Annotated in this window: 17 protein-coding genes and 1 pseudogene; 9 read left to right on the top strand and 9 right to left on the bottom strand. The window is 61.2% G+C overall.

The window, feature by feature from the left end:
- Positions 1-125: 125 nt before the first annotated feature.
- The 6 genes from PQQ96_RS14050 to PQQ96_RS14025 all read left to right on the top strand — a co-directional run bounded on the left by PQQ96_RS14050 (position 126) and on the right by PQQ96_RS14025 (position 7,774).
- Positions 126-1,265, top strand: a complete 1,140-nt coding sequence (locus PQQ96_RS14050; protein ID WP_408292529.1) for an ABC transporter ATP-binding protein — start codon at positions 126-128, stop codon at positions 1,263-1,265.
- Positions 1,266-1,391: 126 nt separating this feature from the next.
- Positions 1,392-2,645, top strand: coding sequence for an ABC transporter substrate-binding protein (locus tag PQQ96_RS14045; RefSeq protein WP_408292527.1), 1,254 nt, complete (start codon positions 1,392-1,394; stop codon positions 2,643-2,645).
- A gap of 65 nt (positions 2,646-2,710) precedes the next feature.
- Entirely contained in the window at positions 2,711-3,616 is a 906-nt protein-coding gene (locus PQQ96_RS14040; protein WP_074288550.1) for a carbohydrate ABC transporter permease, read from the top strand.
- 19 nt (positions 3,617-3,635) lie between these two features.
- Positions 3,636-4,487, top strand: coding sequence for a carbohydrate ABC transporter permease (locus PQQ96_RS14035; protein WP_408292525.1), 852 nt, complete (start codon positions 3,636-3,638; stop codon positions 4,485-4,487).
- A gap of 37 nt (positions 4,488-4,524) precedes the next feature.
- The gene (locus tag PQQ96_RS14030) at positions 4,525-6,489 is read left to right on the top strand and encodes a beta-galactosidase (protein ID WP_408292523.1); all 1,965 of its coding nucleotides are present in this window, start codon (positions 4,525-4,527) and stop codon (positions 6,487-6,489) included.
- Positions 6,490-6,613: 124 nt separating this feature from the next.
- On the top strand, positions 6,614-7,774 hold the full coding sequence (locus PQQ96_RS14025) for a glycoside hydrolase family 53 protein (RefSeq protein ID WP_408292521.1): 1,161 nt from the start codon (positions 6,614-6,616) through the stop codon (positions 7,772-7,774).
- Between the two features lie 48 nt (positions 7,775-7,822).
- On the opposite strand, the gene PQQ96_RS14020 is transcribed toward PQQ96_RS14025, so the two are convergent.
- The 6 genes and pseudogenes from PQQ96_RS14020 to PQQ96_RS13995 form a co-directional block, all read right to left on the bottom strand.
- Complete coding sequence (locus tag PQQ96_RS14020) at positions 7,823-8,152, bottom strand: hypothetical protein (protein ID WP_408292519.1); 330 nt, start codon at positions 8,150-8,152, stop codon at positions 7,823-7,825.
- Between the two features lie 275 nt (positions 8,153-8,427).
- A complete protein-coding gene (locus PQQ96_RS14015) occupies positions 8,428-9,786 on the bottom strand; it encodes an MFS transporter (RefSeq protein ID WP_408292517.1) in 1,359 nt (452 codons plus the stop codon).
- An 80-nt stretch (positions 9,787-9,866) separates the two neighbouring features.
- Positions 9,867-10,076 (bottom strand): annotated as a pseudogene (locus PQQ96_RS14010) (porin); the annotation flags it as partial.
- A 275-nt stretch (positions 10,077-10,351) separates the two neighbouring features.
- Positions 10,352-10,696, bottom strand: coding sequence for a cupin domain-containing protein (locus tag PQQ96_RS14005; RefSeq protein WP_408292516.1), 345 nt, complete (start codon positions 10,694-10,696; stop codon positions 10,352-10,354).
- Positions 10,697-10,730: 34 nt separating this feature from the next.
- Entirely contained in the window at positions 10,731-11,726 is a 996-nt protein-coding gene (locus PQQ96_RS14000) for a M14 family metallopeptidase (RefSeq protein WP_408292514.1), read from the bottom strand.
- A 37-nt stretch (positions 11,727-11,763) separates the two neighbouring features.
- The gene (locus PQQ96_RS13995) at positions 11,764-12,846 is read right to left on the bottom strand and encodes a tartrate dehydrogenase (protein ID WP_408292512.1); all 1,083 of its coding nucleotides are present in this window, start codon (positions 12,844-12,846) and stop codon (positions 11,764-11,766) included.
- A gap of 157 nt (positions 12,847-13,003) precedes the next feature.
- On the opposite strand from PQQ96_RS13995, the gene PQQ96_RS13990 reads away from it, so the two are divergent.
- Complete coding sequence (locus PQQ96_RS13990; RefSeq protein ID WP_408292510.1) at positions 13,004-13,942, top strand: LysR substrate-binding domain-containing protein; 939 nt, start codon at positions 13,004-13,006, stop codon at positions 13,940-13,942.
- A 56-nt stretch (positions 13,943-13,998) separates the two neighbouring features.
- Here the strand turns inward: PQQ96_RS13990 and PQQ96_RS13985 are convergent, their stop codons facing one another.
- Together PQQ96_RS13985 and PQQ96_RS13980 are read right to left on the bottom strand one after the other, a co-directional pair.
- Entirely contained in the window at positions 13,999-14,703 is a 705-nt protein-coding gene (locus PQQ96_RS13985; protein ID WP_408292508.1) for a response regulator, read from the bottom strand.
- A 4-nt stretch (positions 14,704-14,707) separates the two neighbouring features.
- Positions 14,708-16,339 carry an ATP-binding protein gene (locus tag PQQ96_RS13980; protein WP_408292507.1) on the bottom strand — a complete coding sequence of 544 codons (1,632 nt, stop codon included), beginning with the start codon at positions 16,337-16,339 and terminating at the stop codon, positions 14,708-14,710.
- A gap of 253 nt (positions 16,340-16,592) precedes the next feature.
- Here PQQ96_RS13980 and PQQ96_RS13975 point away from each other — a divergent pair, with 253 nt between their 5' ends.
- Positions 16,593-16,955 (top strand): DUF2866 domain-containing protein, encoded by a 363-nt coding sequence (locus PQQ96_RS13975; RefSeq protein WP_408292505.1) that lies wholly within the window; start codon positions 16,593-16,595, stop codon positions 16,953-16,955.
- Positions 16,956-17,077: 122 nt separating this feature from the next.
- Entirely contained in the window at positions 17,078-17,407 is a 330-nt protein-coding gene (locus PQQ96_RS13970; protein ID WP_408292503.1) for a hypothetical protein, read from the top strand.
- Positions 17,408-17,441: 34 nt separating this feature from the next.
- Here PQQ96_RS13970 and PQQ96_RS13965 read toward each other — a convergent pair whose 3' ends face one another.
- On the bottom strand, positions 17,442-18,221 hold the full coding sequence (locus PQQ96_RS13965) for a winged helix-turn-helix domain-containing protein (RefSeq protein WP_408292501.1): 780 nt from the start codon (positions 18,219-18,221) through the stop codon (positions 17,442-17,444).
- Between the last annotated feature and the right edge of the window lie 416 nt (positions 18,222-18,637).

The following is an 18,637-nucleotide window of genomic DNA, read 5'->3' as shown; positions in this document are numbered from 1 at the left end:
AGCGGAGACACCCATCATGATTTTTTCCCTCGAGATCGAATTTAAGCGATTAAATGTCTGCTGCACAAGAGCTGGCCGTTTATTTTTCACAGAAATTTAAGCGGTTAAATCCGGGAGGCAGCAGCATGGCTACGATTCGTCTTACGAACGTACAGAAGTCGTATGGTGACCATCCGCCGGTGATCCGGCGCGTGAATCTCGAGATCGCGCAGCACGAGTTCTGCGTGTTTCTGGGGCCCTCGGGTTGCGGCAAGTCGACCCTGCTGAGAATGATCGCCGGTCTCGAAGACCTGAGCGAGGGCGAGTTGCACATCGGCGGCCGCCTCGTGAACGACGTGCCCGCCGCCGCGCGCGGCGTGGCGATGGTGTTCCAGAGCTACGCGTTGTTTCCGCACATGACCGTGTTCGACAACATGGCGTTCGGCCTGAAACTCGCGAAGCAACCCAAGGACGTCATCGACCGGAAGGTGCGCGAAGCCGCGCGCATTCTGCAACTGGACGCCTTCCTTGACCGCTATCCGAAAGCGCTCTCGGGCGGGCAGCGGCAACGCGTTGCGATCGGCCGGGCGATCGTGCGCGAACCCGGCGTGTTCCTGTTCGACGAACCGCTGTCGAATCTCGACGCTGCGCTGCGTGGGCAGACCCGCGTCGAAATCGCGCGCCTGCACCAGCGCTTTGCGAACGCGAGCGTGGTCTATGTGACCCACGATCAGGTCGAGGCGATGACGCTTGCCGACAGAATCGTGCTGCTGCACGCCGGTGCTGACGCTGAGCGCTTTGGCAGCATCGCGCAGACCGGCGCGCCGCTCGACTTGTATCACCATCCGAAGTCGCGCTTTGTGGCTGGCTTCATCGGTTCGCCGCGAATGAATTTCATCGATGCGGTGGTCGATTCGATCGATGCGGGCAAAGTGGCCGTCACGCTGACAAACAGTGGCGAACGGCTGATTGCGAATGTCGACGGTGAACGTCTTCAGCGTGGCCAGCCCGTCACGCTCGGTGTGCGCCCGGAACATCTGCGCCTCGATGGCGACGAGCAGTTCGTTCAGTGCGTCACGGTGCTATCGGAACGGCTCGGCGAGCACAGCTATATTCACGCCGATCACGCGGCCGGCACGCTCATCGCCAAGGCCGCCGGCGATACGCCGATCGGTTCGGGCGAGCGCATCTGCATTCACGTTCCACCTTCCGCATGTCATCTGTTCGATGGGGAGGGCGTGGCACTACGGCGCAGCACGTTTGAACCGGAGCGCGTCGCCGCTTGAGATGCTTCGGGAATTTAAGGCATCTAAAACACCACCCGATTCACAGAACCCTATTCCGCCACAGAGCGGGTACATCCGCCGGCAGCGGCTCGCTGCCAGCCAACAAGGTAGTCAAGGAGACAAAAGATGATTTCTCTTCGCCTTCGCCGTCTGGCACACGCGTCGATTGCGGCCGCTCTGGTCGCAGGCGCGCTCTGTTCCACCGCGGCCGACGCGGCCACGCTGAACGTCAACGTATCGGCGCGCGGCAATCAACGCTCGACCTGGCAGGACGCGTTCGACAAGTTCAAGAAAGCCAATCCCGACATCGACCTCAAAGTGACCTACGTCACCGAGGAAGCGTACAAGGTGCAGATGGGCGGCTGGCTTGCCACCGATCCGCCGGATGTCGTGTCGTGGCACGACGGCGAGCGGATGGCGTATTACGCGCAACGCGGCCTGCTTGAAGATCTGTCGTCGGACTGGAACAAGAACGGCTGGTCGCAACAGTATGCGTCGGTGAAAGAAGCCTCGACGTATAAGGGTAAGCAGTACGCCGCGCCGCTCGGTTACGACGCCTACGGCTTCTTCTATCGCAAGGACCTGTTCGAGAAGGCCGGCATCAAGGGCGAACCGAAAACGTGGGATGAGTTTCTCGACGCCTGCAAGAAGCTCAAGGCAAGCGGCGTTGCACCGATTGCCGTCGCGGCACGCGATAGCTGGACGCTTGCCGCATGGTTCGATTATCTCGACCTGCGCATCAACGGCAACGCCTTCCATCAGCAATTGATGGCCGGTGAAATTCCGTACACCGATCCGCGCGTTAAAAAGGTCTATGCCGCGTGGAAGACGCTGATCGACGATCACTACTTCATCGACAACGCGCTCTCCTACGACCTCGATTCGATTGCGCCATTTCTCGTGAACGGCAAGGCGTCGATGATGCTGATGGGCACGTTCTTCTCGGCAAGCATCCCCGCGTCCATCAAACCGCAGACCGGCTTCTTCCGCTTCCCGGTGATCGACGCGAATGTGCCGATGGCTGAGGACGGTCCGGTTAATGTGCTGCTGATTCCGGCGAAGGCGAAGAACAAGGCCGATGCACGCAAACTGCTGGCCTTCATGGAGCAGCCGCAGATCAACGCCGATCTCGCGAAGGGCTGGGGGCAGTTGCCGTCGAACAGCCAGGCCGCGGAACCTGAAGATGAAATTTCGAAGGTCGGCTTCCAGACGCTCGCCAACACGAAGGGCGGCATCGCGCAGTTCTACGATCGCGACATGCAGAAGGAAATGGCCGATGAAGGCATGAAGGCGATGCAGCAGTTCTACAGCGATCCGACGCAACTCGACGCTGTGCTCGTGCGCCTCGAAGCGACTCGCAAGCGCATCTACAAGAAGTAAGCCCCGCAGCGCCAGCCGTGTAGCAACAGCTGGCGCTCGCCTTCGATCTCTGACGAGGCCCGAACATGTCTCATTCCGCAGCGCGCCGCCTACCCGCGGCGCGGCACCGGCACGTCTCTACGACGCGCCGTCATCAGCACCGCGCCGCGTTGTTCTTCCTGTTGCCGGGTTGTGCGTTGTTTTGCCTGTGCGTGGTCTACCCGATTATCAGCAGCATTTCGCTCAGCTTTTACAACTGGGATGGAATGACACCGAAGACGTTCGCGGGTTTCGATAACTACATCGAGCTGTTCCATGCGGACACTTTCTATACGGCGCTCAAGAACAACCTGATCTGGCTTGCGTTGTTCCTGTTGGCACCGCCGCTCGGGCTGCTGTTCGCGCTCTATCTGAACCAGCATATCCGTGGCATGCGCGTCGTGAAGTCGCTGTTCTTCGCGCCGTTCGTGCTCTCGGGCGTGGTGGTCGGCCTTGTGTTCAGCTGGTTCTACGATCCGGGTTTCGGCTTGCTGCGGCTGATAGTCGGTCACGGCATTCCCGTGCTCGGCGATCCGCACACCGTCACCTTCGGCATCATTTTCGCCGCGCTGTGGCCGCAAACGCCGTTCTGCATGGTGCTGTACCTCACCGGGCTGACAGGTATCAATCCGGAAGTGGTCGAGGCGGCGCGCATGGAAGGCGCGAAAGGCGTGCGTCTGCTGTGGCACGTGATCCTTCCGCAACTGCGGCCCGCTACGTTCATGGCCGTCGTGCTGACCGTGATCGGCGCGCTGCGCAGCTTCGACCTGATCGCGGTGATGAGCGGCGGCGGTCCCTTCGATAGCTCGACCGTGCTCGCCTATTACATGTACGACCAGGCGATCAAGTACTACCGCGAAGGCTATTCCGCGGCGATCGCCGTCGTGCTGTTCGCCATCATGCTCGTCTACATCGTGTTCCATCTGCGCCGCATGCTGCGCGAAGAACACTGATTTCCAGGAGTCACGTGTCATGTATCCGCTTCCCGTCGAACGCTGGAAACCGCTCAATCGCGCACTGTACAAAGCGTCGTTGCCGCTCGCGCTGCTGGTATGGCTCCTGCCGATGCTGGCCGTGCTCGTCACATCGATCCGCTCTTCGGACGAGTTGTCGCAAGGCGACTACTGGGGCTGGCCGAAGCATTTTGCGTTAATCGAAAACTACGGCACGGCGCTCACGCAAACGCCGATGCTCCATTACTTCGCCAATAGTGTGCTGATCACGGTGCCGTCGGTGATCGGCGCGATCGTGCTGGCGTCGATGGCGGGTTTTGCTTTGGCGACCTACCGGTTTCCAGGCAACACCGCTGTGCTGTTCGCCTTTGTAGCCGGCAACTTCGTGCCGATCCAGATTCTGATGATCCCGGTGCGCGACATGGCGCTGAAAGTGGGTCTCTTCAATAGCGTGTGGGCGCTGGTGATTTTTCACGTGTCGTTTCAGACCGGCTTTTGCACGCTGTTTCTGCGCAACTTCATCAAGCAGCTACCGTTCGAGATGATCGAGGCGGCGCGCGTGGAAGGGGCGAGCGAATGGACGATCTACTGGCGCATCGTGTTGCCGCTGATCCGGCCCGCGCTCGCCGCGCTCGGCATCCTCGTCTTCACGTTTGTCTGGAACGACTATTTCTGGGCGCTATGCCTCACGCAAGGCGACGAGGCTGCACCGATCACCGTGGGCGTCGCCGCGCTGAAGGGCCAATGGACGACGGCATGGAATCTCGTCGCCGCCGGCTCGGTGCTCGCCGCCTTGCCCTCTGTGCTGATGTTCTTCCTGATGCAGAAGCAATTCGTCGCCGGCCTGACTTTCGGTGCAAGCAAGGGCTGATCGCCCGTTTGCCGTCATCTAACAAAGAGACATTCTCATGCAACTTGGTGTTTGCTATTACCCAGAACAATGGCCACGTTCGATGTGGGCCGACGATGCGAAACGTATGGTCGAGCTCGGCATTACGCATGTGCGGATCGCGGAATTTGCGTGGAGCCGGATGGAACCGCGCGCCGGCGAATTCGCCTGGGGCTGGCTTGACGAAGCCGTCGAGACGCTGGCCGCCGCGGGACTGAAACTCGTGCTGGGTACACCGACGGCGTCGCCGCCGAAGTGGTTGATCGACGCGCATCCGGACGTGTTGCCGGTTCGTGCGGACGGCGTGCGTTGGAATTTTGGCTCGCGTCGTCACTACGATATTTCCAGCGAAATATATCGGCACGAATGCGTGCGCATCGTCGCGGCGATGGCGGCGCGCTACGGACGGCATCCGTCTATCGTCGCATGGCAGACCGACAACGAACTCGGCTGCCACGAGACCGTGCCGAGTTACTCGAGCGCGGCAAAGACGCGCTTTCAGACGTGGCTGCAGCATCGTTATGAGAGCGTCGATGCGTTGAACGATGCGTGGGGCAACGTGTTCTGGAGCATGGAGTACCCGTCGTTCGAGGCCATTGGCCTGCCCAACCTCACGCCCACGGACGCCAATCCGATCCATCTGCTGGACTTCCGCCGCTTCATGTCGGACGAGGTAGCGAGCTTCCATCGCGAGCAGATCGACGTGCTGCGTCAGCATGCACCCGAGGCAGATCTGCTGCACAACTTCATGGGCTTCTTCACGACCTTCGATCACTATCGCTTCGCCGAAGACAACGCGCTCGACGTGGCGGCGTGGGACAGCTATCCGATCGCGCGCACCGAATCGATCGCACTGCCTGAAGAGCAGAAGGCACGTTACGCACGCACCGCGCATCCCGATGTCTCTGCATTCGATCATGACCGCTATCGCGCGATCGGCGGTGGCCGTTTCTGGGTGATGGAGCAACAGGCCGGGCCGGTGAACTGGGCGCCTTGGAATCCGGTGCCGGCGAAGGGCATGGTCAGGCTGTGGGCGTATGAAGCGTTCGCGCATGGCGCGGAACTGGTGTCGTATTTCCGCTGGCGTCAGTGTCCGTATGCGCAGGAACAGATGCATTCCGGCCTCAATTTGCCGAACAACGAACTCTCGCCGGGCGGCCTCGAAGTGCAGCAGGTGGAACGTGAGATTGCCTCGTCCCCGGCGCTGTCCGGACTCGGCGTGCCGGCGCGCGCGGCCACTGCGATCGTGTTCGACTACGAGACGCAGTGGATGTTCGAGATTCAGCGCCATGGCAAAACCTTCGACTATCAGACGCTGGCGTTCGACTACTACGAGGCGCTGCGAGAACTCGGCCTCGACGTCGATATCGTGTCGAGCAAGGCCGATCTATCGCAGTACCAGTTGGTGGTAGTGCCGAGCATTGCCGTGATCGACGACACGCTCGTCGATCAGATCGGGCGGAGTTCGGCGCAATGGGTATTTGGTCCGCGGAGCGGTTCGAAGACGACGACCTTTGCCATTCCGTCGAGTTTGCCACCCGGTGCGTTGCAACGCGTTCTGCCGATGCAGGTGCTCGAAGTCGAAACGCTGCGCCCGACGCTTACGCCGGCGCTTTCGATAGGCGACACGCGAGGTGTCGCGCTGCATTGGCGCGAACACGTTCGCGCCAATGCAGGGACGACGCTCGACGCGCAATTCGACGACACGTGGCCGGCAATCCTCACCCACGGAAGGGTGCGCTATGTGGCCGGTTGGTTATCGCACGTGTTGCATCGCGAGGTTTTGCAGCAGGCCGCGAAGCAGGCGGGCATCGAGACGCAATGGCTGGCTGAGGGCCTGCGCATTCGCCGACGCGGCGATCTGACCTTCGCGTTCAACTTCGGCCCGGAGCAAGTGCAGGCGCCCGCACCGGTCAATGCGATTTTTGTGCTGGGACACCCACAGTTGAACACGGGCGATGTCTGCGCGTGGAGAAACGCGTAGACCCTCGTGTCAATGGGCTTAAGCAAGTAAAAAACGGCGCTATTGGAGGCAAAAATTTAAGCGCTTCAACCCGGAACAGGCGGCCTTCAACGGAACCGCCATTCAAACGATGGAGGAGATACAGATGAACAGAAGAGAAATGCTCGGATGGCTCGCATCTGCTGGAGCCGCCGCTGGTGTGGGTGCAACGGTCGGCGTGCCTGCCGTCGCCGGGGAACTGGGTCTGTTCGGCCGCGGCAAGGGGTTTGCGAAGGGTGCTGACGTGTCGACGCTGCTGGAACTCGAGGCAAATGGCGCGAAGTTTTACGAGCATGGCGTGCCGCTCGACTGTCTCTTCATCCTGAAGAGTCATGGCATCGATTCGATCCGCATCAAGGTGTGGAACGATCCGGGCAATCCGAACTTTTTTCCAGCCGACCAAAGCCCCGCAGCCGGCTACAACAATGCCGAACATGTACGCGTGCTGGCTCGCCGCGCTGCCGCGCTCGGCATGCGCGTGCTGATCGATTTCCACTACAGCGACTGGTGGGCCGATCCGGGCAAGCAATACCCGCCTCATGACTGGGCCGGCAAGGATATCGAGCAAACCTGTGCGTTGCTGTCCGATTACACGTCGAAGGTCCTCACGATGCTCAAGCGCGATGGCGTGCATCCGGAGTGGGTTCAGGTGGGCAATGAAATCACCGGCGGCATGCTGTGGCCGCTCGGCAAGTACGACCAGTGGGACAACCTCGCACAGTTGCTGAAAGCTGGGCACGACGCGGTCAAATCGGTCGATGAACGGATCAAGGTCATGCTGCACCTCGATAGTGGTGGCAACAATGCGACGAGCCGCTGGTGGTTCGACAGCGCGGTACAGCGTGGCGTCACGTTCGATGTGATCGGCTTGTCCTACTATCCGCAGTGGCAAGGCTCGCTAAGCGATTTGCAGAACAATGCGAACGATATGGCGACGCGCTATGACAAGGACGTGATGGTTGTCGAGACTGCGTATCCGTGGACCACCAGCGACGGCGATTCGGAACCCAACTCGATGACCAACACCGGTTCCACGACGTTCCCGCAAACACCGGCTGGTCAGGCGCAGTTTATCGGCGCGGTGACGGATATCGTGAAGGCGATTCCCGGCGGCCACGGCAAGGGGGTGTTCTGGTGGGAGCCGGAATGGATCCCGACGCCGAATGTCGGCTGGAAAGTCGGCGCGGGAGATCAGTGGGATAACAACACGCTGTTCGATTTTCACGGGAACGCGTTGGCGTCGCTGGACGCGTTTCGCAAGCGGTAGCCAGGTCCCGCCGGTATCGCAGTGAAATATCCGCGCTGGCTGCAGGCACTACTGCGTGGGAGCCTGCGATTTCTGCCGGTTAGCGCACTCCGATGTGAACGCCATGCTGGCCTGATCGGGCGTCATGTGCGGCGCGCCGGGACGGTAGATCTTCTCGATGATGGCGCCGACCGCTTGCCGGTCGGATTCATCGTTGTAGTACTTGGCCGCCTGGGCAAGCGCTTGCTCTTTGGTTTTTTTGTGCGCACGCCAGGAGGCCACCTGGCCGGCAATATCACCGATCGCAAAACATTGGTCGCTGACTGTTTGGGCAACGGCTTCCACTGCCGGCTGGGCAAGGCACACCGCGAGCACGGCCGATACAACTACGCGTTTCATTACCAGAATCCTGTCGTTAGATGGGCGACGGAGCAAAGCGGCGGTATTCACCTTCGTCGCGCCCGCACGAATCAATAACGGCGTAGTTTATCGGGAAGTGACGTACGGTGCCTTTCACTCACCCTCTTGCGAACCGATGCGCAGCCACCCGGAAGCATGGCGATGCGACGATGTGCCGCGCGAGAGACCCGAAAAAAAAGCCGCCCGGTAGATGGGCGGCTTCAAGAAGCAACAGGCAATCCAAGGTCGGCACGGCGTGCCGGCCTTCCACTCAATCAATGCCCAAACGACTCCGTTTTGGCTTCTGCCTCTGCCGCCACATGGGGCCGTGCCGCCTGCTTGATCAGCAAGGCTACGCACGAAATCAGACCCGCCACCGCGACCATCGCGAAGATGCCCGCGAACGTGAAGTGGCGGCGCGTCAGTTCGGCCACGAGGAACGACCCCGCGATCCCGCCGAAGCGACCGATCCCCAGCATCCACGCCACGCCTGTACCACGACCTTGGGTCGGGTAGAACGCAGCGGCAAGCGCTGGCATCGACGACTGTGCGGTATTCATCAGCACGCCCGCGACGAACACGATGAACACCAGCGCGCCGACATTGCCAACAGCCTGGCCGATGAAGTACACGCTCACCGCGGTCAGCGCGTAGCAGGCCGCAATGATGCGGTTCGCGTTGAACCGGTCCATCAGCACGCCGCACAGCACGGCGCCCACGCCACCGAGCGGGAACAGCGCGGAAATCAGCGTCGCGCGTTGCGGCGTGAGTCCGGCGTCCTTCAGCAGAATCGGCATCCAGTTGATCGACGCGTAGAAGATCACGAGACCCATGAAGTAGCCAATCCACAGCATCACCGAGCCGATGATGTACGAACGCGACAGCACCACGCTGATGCCTTTGCCGCCGGTTTGCGGTGCGGTCTCGGTCATGATGAAGCTGCCGGCCTGCGCCGCTTCGCTCGAAATACGCGCGAGCGCTGCGCGGATCCGTTCGACCGGCTGGCTGTTGGCCACCATGTAGCGAACCGATTCCGGCATCTTCAGCACCAGCAAGATCAGCAGCAACAGCGGCGTAATGCCGCCGAGCAGCAGCACGCTGCGCCAGCCGAAATGCGGAATCATCCACGCCGCGAGAAAGCCGCCGAAGGCCGCGCCCAGCGGAAAGCCGCAGAACATCAGATTGATCACGGTCGCACGGCGGCGATCGGGGCAATATTCACCCATCATCGTCACGGCATTCGGCATCGCCGCGCCGAGACCCACGCCGGTGATGAAGCGCAAGATCGTCAGGTGTTCGATGCTGTTCGAGAACGCCGAGGCGAAGCAGGCCACGCCGAACAGCAGCACCGAGCCAAGCAGCATCGAGCGCCGTCCGAGCCGGTCGGACAAGGGCCCTGAGCCGAGCGCGCCGCACGCGAGGCCGAACAGCGCCGCGCTGAGCACCGGCGCGAGCGCCGGCCGGGTGATGCCCCATTCAGCGATCAGCGAGGGTGCAATGAAGCCGATCGCGGCGGTGTCAAAACCGTCCAGCAGGACGATGATGAAACACATGAAGAAGATGAGCCACTGGAACGGCGAGAAGGGATGTTCGTTGATAAACGTTTGAACGTTCACAGCAGTGCTGCGGCTCATGATGGTCTCCTGACTGCAGAATACGTAAAGGCTCGTCGTGACGAGCCTTCCTTTCTTTTACGATCGTACGCCGGTTGAACGCGGTGCACGATGCCTACGCCGGCGGCGAACAGGCTGCGTGACGACGACGGCGTGCTCTGCAAGCTGTCGCCGATGGTTGCGGTGACCGTGATGATGTTGCCCGAACCCGCCGCGCCGGGCGTGTTGCCGTTGGTGCGCTGGAATGCGTGCAACGCATAGAGGCCGATGCGCTTTAACAGTGCATAGTACTCGGACAGGTTGACCTGCCTTGACCTACGAGCGGATACGGGTGACTCGTGCGCCGATAATTCCGCCTGTTTTGTTCGTATAAAGAACTCCGATTCTCTATAAGAACACGTCGAACTGTAAGTAGTTTGACAACGACGGGCAACGCGGGATTACCCGCATGGTGCCGATGCCCATCGATTGAGGCAGAGCGAAAGGACAGTGGAAATGGCTGTGGATGCCGCGGCGCAGGGTGCGCCGGGAGCGGGGCGGAGTAGGTGTGAGGGCAAGCGCCGAGGGGTGGCGCTCGGCGCTGTGCTTAGAAGATCACATAAACTTTACGCATCGTTTCCTCGACTTCCCAAAGCCCTTCTGTATTGGCTTCGAAAAAGAGCGTGTCGCCGCTTTCAAAATGAACAGTCTCTTCGTTATCGGGCGTGAAACGGCCGCGCCCCGCGAGGAAGTGCATCACCTCGGCCTGCTTGATCGAGCGACGGTACGTGCCCGCCGTGCATTCGAAAATGCCGGTGTCGATGGATTCGCTGCCCTTGATGACGCGCTGCACGCCCGACACCTGAAGCGGCGTCGTGCCGGGCAGTCCTGCCGTGCCCCAGTCTTCCAGATTCTGCAGACTCACGCTTTGCTTGATGCTCTGAACCTTCATTTTCACGTTACCTTTTGAATGTGCATGAGCCGATTCATCGGCCGCTCGTGTTCGTCTTTGCGTTCGTGACGGTCTGTTCTATCTTGCCCAGTCGCACGACGGTGACGCCGGGGCGCAACTGCCGCAGCGACGGCATGACGAGCATGCAGTTGTCGTAAGGCGTGACCACCGCTTCGCCGTTCGACCAGCCGATGACCGTGCCGGCATCCGGAAAGATCTCCAGGCCGGTGTACGGCGCCGCGAAACGGAAATCCATGCTGGTCGCCACCACCGGCTGCGTCACGCGGACGATGTGCTGGGTGGGCGGCAGGGGCGCCAGCCACCCGTCCGGCAGATCGGTTTCGTCGATCACGCCGGCTAGCAGCAGGAAACGCGCGGTCGTATTGCGTGCCACGGCGACTGCACTCTGTTCCCAGTGTTGCCCGCATTCGATCAGCAACGCGTGTTTCGCGCTGTCCGCCGTGCCGAAGCCTTCGTAATCGCGCATGCGGCGGCCCTCGGGATGGCCCTCGTCGCAGATCACCGTGGCGGGTGTGCCGAGACGTACCGCAAGGTCGATGCCTTTCTGCAGCGGTCCCGCCACGATCAGCGGCTTGCTCTTCTCATGCATCGAATGCAGATCGAGCAGTGCGTCGACCGTGTCGATCACCGGGCGCATCTCGCGTGCTCGGGCCAATTCGCTCGACGTGCGCGACGTATCGTCGAGCACCGCGGCGGTCCAAACACGGTTGAAGTCCTGATCGACGAAGCGGGCGGCGTCGGGCTTGGCCGGGTCAAAGCGCTGATACGCAGCGACATTCGCAAAGGCGAGCGTCAGACGCCCACGACGCGGCCGCAAAGCGCAGCACAGCAGTTCGTCGACGACAATCGCCCCGCACACTTCGTTGCCGTGTGTGAGCGCGTTGATCATCACATGCGGTCCCGGCACGCCGGAGTCGAACGTGTGAACGTAGGCGATGCCGGACGACGATTGTTCGTGAACCGAAATATCGGGGAATTCGACTTCGATGGGGTAGGCTTCCGTGCTCATTCGACGGTGTCCTCGCAGAGGGTTGGGATCGGCAGGCTTAGCCGAGTTTAGCCGCGATGGCCTGGCCGACTTCGGTCGTGTTCGCCTTGCCGCCGAGATCGCCCGTATGCGGACCTTCGATCAGCGTCGCTTCGATTGCCGCGAGAATCGCGTCATGCGCCTCGCGTTCCGCGCCCTCGTGATTGCCGAGGAAGTCGAGCATCATGGCGGCCGACCAGATCATCGCGATCGGATTGGCGATATTCTTGCCGGCGATATCGGGCGCCGAACCGTGCACGGGTTCGAACAGCGAGGGAAACTTGCGATCCGGGTTCAGATTGGCCGACGGCGCGAGACCGATCGTGCCCGTGCAGGCAGGACCCAGATCGGACAGGATGTCGCCGAACAGATTGGTGGCGACCACCACGTCGAAGCGGTCCGGGTTCAGCACGAAGCGCGCGCAGAGAATGTCGATGTGCTGCTTGTCCCACGTCACATCGGGGTATTGCGCCGCGATGCCGGCCGCGCATTTGTCCCACCACGGCATGCTGATCGCGATGCCGTTGCTCTTTGTGGCCACGGTGATCTTCTTGCGTTCGCGCCGTTGCGCCAGATCGAACGCGAACTTCAGCACGCGTTCGCTACCGTGCCGCGTGAATACGGATTCCTGCAGCACGAACTCGCGCTCGGTGCCTTCGAACATCACGCCGCCCACCGATGAATATTCGCCCTCGGTGTTCTCGCGCACGATCCAGAAATCGATGTCGCCCGCCTTGCGTCCCGCGAGCGGCGAGGGCACACCGGCGAAGAGCCGGGCAGGGCGCAGGTTGATGTACTGATCGAATTCGCGCCGGAACTTCAGCAGCGACCCCCACAGCGAGATATGGTCGGGCACCGTGTCGGGCCAGCCGACCGCGCCGAACAGAATCGCGTCGGCGGATTGCAGTTGGGCTTTCCAGTCGTCCGGCATCATCTTGCCGTGCTTTGCGTGGTAATCGCAGCTCGCCCATTCGATGTGCTGATACTCCAGTTCGATGCCGAAGCGCTTTTTCACCGCTTCGAGCGCGCGAATGGCTTCTGGCATCACTTCGACACCGATGCCGTCGCCGGGTATGACCGCAATCCGATAGGTCTTCGACATGCTTCTGCTCCTCCGTTAGGGCGTTCGACATTCCAACGCGATGTTTCGCTGATTCGAGAACGGTTATTTTATTCCTGCCATTTAAGCCTAAAATGGTCGCTTTAGTTAAGCCACTGTGCACGATTCGTGTACAAACCCGTGGCCAATTAAGCGACCTATGAATACCGTTCCGTCACCCGATCTCGGCGATTTGCGCGTGTTTTGTGAAGTGGCGCGCAAATCGAGCTTCAGCGCGGCGGCGGAGGCGCTGTCGGTGTCCGCGGCGTACGTCAGCAAACGCATCAATGTGCTCGAGACTACGCTTGGTACGCGTTTATTGCATCGCTCCACGCGACGCGTCGCGATCACGGAAGCCGGCGAGCGGGTCTACACCTGGGCCGAAAAAATTCTCGACGACGTCGACCAACTCGTGGAAGACGTCTCCACCACGCGCCGCATTCCCGGCGGCAAATTACGCATTTCCAGCAGCTTCGGCTTTGGCCGCCGTTTCGTGGCGCCCGCGTTGGCCAGGTTTTCGGAGCGCTATCCGCAACTGAGCGTGCGGCTCGATCTGTTCGACCGTCTCGTCGACGTAGGCGGTGAAGGCTTCGACCTCGATATCCGGATCGGCGACGAGATCGCCCCGCATCTGATTGCCAAACGGCTCGCGTCGAATCATCGCGTGCTGTGCGCGTCGCCCGGCTATCTCGCCCGGCACGGCACGCCGCGGCAAGTCGCCGACCTGTCGTCGCATGCGTGTCTCGCGATCAAGGAGCGCGACCATCCATTCGGTCTGTGGCGTTTGACGGTGCGCGGGGAAGCGGTGTCGATCAAAGTCACGGGACCGTTGTCGACCAATCACGGCGAGGTGGCGGTGCAATGGGCGTTGGCGGGACGCGGCATCGTGCTGCGTTCGATGTGGGACGTGCGGCCGCTGCTCGACAGCGGCCAGTTGCAGCAGGTTCTGCCGGATGTCACGCAACCGGCGAACCTGTGGGCGGTGTATCCGGCGCGGCTCGCGCAGTCGGCGAAGGTGCGGGTGTGCGTCGATTTTCTGAGCGAGGAATTCGCGCAATGGAGCCCGCCGCCTGACACAACGGTCGCGCAGGCGAGCTGAATTCGAACAGGGTTAGCGCCTGATGAGGGCGGCAATGAGGCACCGGAGCATAGCGATCAGATTTCCAGGCGATAACCTACGCCGTACACGGACGCGATCGGCTCGCTATCCGGCCGTGCGCCCTGCAGCTTGCGGCGCAGGTTCTTGATATGGCTGTCGATGGTGCGGTCGGTAACCACCCGGTGATCCGCGTAGAGATGACTTAGCAGGTAGTCGCGCGGAAAAATGCGTCCCGGCGATTTCATCAGGAGCGCGAGGAGCCGTAATTCAAGCGGCGTGAGCTTGAGCTCCTTGCCGTCGAGTAAGGCATGATGAAACTGCTCGTCGACTTCGAGACCGCGTGACGCCTGGGGCAAACCGTCCGCCGCCGGGGCGGCTGCGGCAGGCGTTGCACGGCGCAGGATCGCCTTGACACGCGCAACCACTTCGCGCGGGCTGAATGGTTTGCAGACGTAATCGTCGGCACCGATCTCAAGACCCAGCAGACGGTCGATTTCGTCGATGCGCGCGGTCAGGATAATGACGGGCAGTGCCGAAAATTGCCGTAGCTCCCGGCAGATATCCATGCCGCTGCGCCCGGGCAACATGAGGTCGAGCAGCATCAGCGCCGGCGGTGTTGAGCGAATGAATGGCATCACCTGGTGGCCGTCGTCGAGGATCGTGGTGGCGAAGCCCTCGAGGTGCAAATACGCTTCGAGCACGGCGGCGAGCTTGGGTTCATCCTCGACAATCAGGATGTGCGGCGGACGCCCTTCGTTCATGTTGTCAGTCTCCTTCCGGCGGAAAGCGGGCCGTGATCCAGACGCCGCCGAGTGGCGAGGCCAGGGCGTCGATCGTGCCGCCATGCGCCGTCACGATGGCGTGGCACAGCGAGAGGCCGAGGCCCGCGCCACCGTTCTGACGGCGGCGTGATTCGTCCACGCGATAGAAACGGTCGAACAGATGACCGAGCGCAGCCTCGGGCACGCCGGGCAGCGAGTCCTGCACGTCAAGTTGCCAACCGCTGGCGCTTTGCGAAAGCGACACGCGCACCTGACCGTCCGGGTCGGTATAGCGCAAAGAGTTTTGCAGCAGGTTTTTCAGTAACTGGACGAAACGCGCGGGGTCGACGGCGAAAGTCGTGTTGGCGACTTCCGGCATGCAGCTCAGGTCGAGCTCGATTCGTTTCGCCTTGAACGACTCCCGCATGGCCTCGATCGAAGCTCGCGTCAATTGCCCGACATGGGTTGGCGTCTTGCGATAGCTGAGTGCGCCTACATCGCTCAGAGACAGCTCGTATAGATCCTCGATGAGCTTGTTGAGCATGTTCACTTCGGTTTGCAACGACGTGAGCGAATCGCGGTTGAACACATGCACACCGTCTTCTATGGCTTCCAGCTCGCCGCGCAGCACCGCGAGCGGCGTGCGCAGCTCATGTGAAATATCCGCAATGAAATCGCGCCTGGAGCGCTCGGCCTTTTGTAGCGAATCGGCCAGCACGTTGAAGTCACCCGCGAGCCGGCCAAGCTCGTCGCGTCGACCGGCCGGCACCCGTGTCGTGTAGTCGCCGCCGGCAAGGCGATGGGTGGCGTTCATCAAACGCTTGACCGGGGCGAGAACGATGCGCGCCAGTATCAGTGCAACGAGCGCCGCGAGCACCACTGCCACGCCCGCGATCTCCCACGTCGAGCGCTTCTGCTGCGCTTGGAAGGCGATGTCGGCCGCGTCCGAAAGCGTGTCGGGGCCGTTCACGGACAGCCAGCCCACCACCTTGCCGCTGTAGACAACCGGTCTCATCGTGCTGCCGGGTGGTGGCGGCCGGCCTGAGCTCGCCACGAGTTCGTGGCTGGCGTCGTAGAGTGTGACGGGCGGCCCCTCGGGCGGCGTGTCGCGGCTCATGCTGTCTTGAGAGGGCAGCGGGGGAGTCCGGTCATAACTCCCTTCGCCGCCCACGACACCGCTTGCCGACACACGGTCACGCTCCAGCGTGATGTCCGGATTGCGCGGCGGCGCCGGGGGAAGGCGCATGCCCCAGTGCGGTCCTTCAGACGGGCCCGACAGCGGTCCGAGCAGTTGCTGAACACTGCCGCTTCCGGGAAAGGTTCGCCAGCCCGGCAACTTGCCCAACTGCGCGGTGGCGAGTTCTTCGCGCAGCGCATCGTGCGCGGCGCTGTCCAGTAGCGCGAGCCATGCGTCGGGATGCTGCCGCAGGAAATTCCAGTTGCCGTGAACGGCGTATTCGCTTGTCACCTTCGCCATGACAGCTTTGATGCGCCCGGCGTTGCGCTCCCGAACATAGTGCAGGAAACCGTTCTCGAAGCTCACGCGCAGGGCGTATCCCATCGTTAGGGAAATCGTCAGGCAGGCGATGAGTACCGCGAGGAACATTTTCCAAGTGATGCCAAAGCGCATCTTCATTCGCTGCTGCGGCCGCGCGCGAGAGAGAAGGGTTCCGAAAGGGCGGCTTGGACGAACGCGGATGGTTTCACTTTGCATGGCTGAATTCTAGATGAATGCGACGTCGACCCGCAGTTCCCATCGAATCTCCACAACTTCTCCATCCTTTCTTCGTTGTGTCTGCGTGTTGTCTGGATATGATGGGTTGGCACTTTTACGATGGCCTGACAAAGAGGCCGTATTCGGTGGTTAGTTCCGTCAGTGGAGCAATCTCATGCAAGTCTCTTCACCAGTGAGCCGTGCCGAGTCGCGCGGTTTCCGGCCCGGCAGAAAGACGGTCACCGCCGCCACAGCCCGCGGCAAGACTGAACGCGGTGTAAGCGCGGCACCGGTTGCGGACGTCGTCAAGATACGCGGCTGCCGCGTTTCTGAGCCGCTCATGCAACTGTGGGGCGAGTGTTACCGGATCGTCGAGTGGATCAGCCGCAGTGGTGAATATTCATGCATTGCCGTGCGGGGCGCCGCGACCGTCGCTGAGATCAGGGAGCGTGTGCGTATGCATCGCGACGGTCAGCGTCACACTCTGGCGGACGACCCCGCTGCGCCTGCGGGCCGCGTGCGTCTGCGGCGTGCCTGAGCGCTGCAGACCCGCTTCGCCGAAAATATGCCAGTCCAGCGGAAAGAGATGGTAATTCAGCCAAAAAAACTTCGGTGTCCTATGGCTGTCTGAATTGGAAGATCAACTTTGAGCCTTTCCCTATGCGCATCTTCATACTCGTTCTGGTCGTGGCATCGCTCTGTTGTCCTTCGATCCGCCATGGTTTTCGCCTGGAGAGCGTCAATGCTTTCGCAGCCGGCCATGGCAGCGGTCCCGCGGGCATCGCGGATGATCTGAGCGGGTGCGCGTCACGGGCCCACTACGCCTCGGGGTTGAGGCCCATTGTTACGGCGGATTTCCATTACGGGTTCGGTGGTCTGCTGGCGGCGACCAGTAACCTGTACACGGATTACGTCGACTATATCGACGTGATCGACGCCACGATGACCTTGCCTATCATGCAGCTAGCGGTGGCGGAAGGTCAAAAATAGCACTGTTTAGCGGTTCTTCCTGTTGGCGCTTGTGTCATACAAACCCGGTGCCTCGTTCGCCGAACGCCCTGAGCCCGACACAACCCGCACTTTCGCGCGCCCCATATGAGGGTGGCGACGCTGGCGACGGGACGAACATATAGCCTCGTCCGCGCAAGGTCTGAATGAACTTAGGGGTGGACGGATCGTCCTCAATCACGCCGCGCAGCCGGCAGACCGCTACATCCAGACTGGCCTTCTGGCTCTCCGCCCTTCCTAGCTGGCTGTTGACCATAGAACGCGTCAATATTCGCATCGGGTTGCTGGCGAACAGCTTGAGTAAAGCAAACTCGCCGGATCGCAATGAAATTTCGCAGCCGTTCTTGAGCAGACGTCGCGTAGCGAAGTCGATCTGGTAACTGCCGAACGAAACCTTTTCACGAATCTCCGGCGCGTCGCAAAGCGTCCGGTTGCAGCGGTGCACCGCGCGCTTGATTCTGGCGGCCAACTCATACGGATCGACCGGGTCGACGATATAGTCGTCCGCACCCAATTCGAAAGCGACGATTTTGTCGACGATCTCGTCGGAGGTGCTGTGTACGAAGATGGGCATGTCGTAGCCCGCTAGCCGCAGTTGCCGGAGCGCATCTCGCGCTTCGATCATCGGCGACTCGGCGCGCAATAGAATCGCTGACGGACACTCCAGCTCCACCCGGCTGACAAGCTGAGCCGCGCTATACAGGACTGAGAGCGCGATCTGGTTCTTATGCAGGTGAACGCGCAATTGATCCCGGACTGATTGATCCGGTTCGACGACAAGAAGGCTGATAGTCATCAATCTGCGTTACCTCCCAACCGGAATCGACAGTTGCGGTCTGTGCGATGTTCACGTTCAGCCATTTCAACCCTCTGCTGCCCTGGAACGACTTATTGAGCTCAACAGCGAACCGTACGCGGTCGCTTTGACGATGAGCGAATGATAGGGACTAAAGTCGGAGCAACAATGGCGAAATTGAGGAGACTTTGTGAAATCGGATCGGGAGAGGGAAGACGCTGAGCTTTGAACGGACGGTTAACCGATTCGGGCCGGTGACGTGGGATGTCTGGGTTCGCCTGAAAACGCGATGCAATGATGCCGGCGATGCCCGCGGCCCCCATACAACGACCTCAGGATTGCCCACAATTCGTCTGAGCGATCTATTCGTGCTGCCTGAAGATGCGATACATCTCAGTGATTTCATGCAGGACCAA

Source organism: Paraburkholderia sediminicola (genome assembly GCF_046027825.1).
GTDB lineage: Bacteria > Pseudomonadota > Gammaproteobacteria > Burkholderiales > Burkholderiaceae > Paraburkholderia > Paraburkholderia sediminicola_D.
This window is presented reverse-complemented; position numbering and strand designations above follow the sequence as displayed.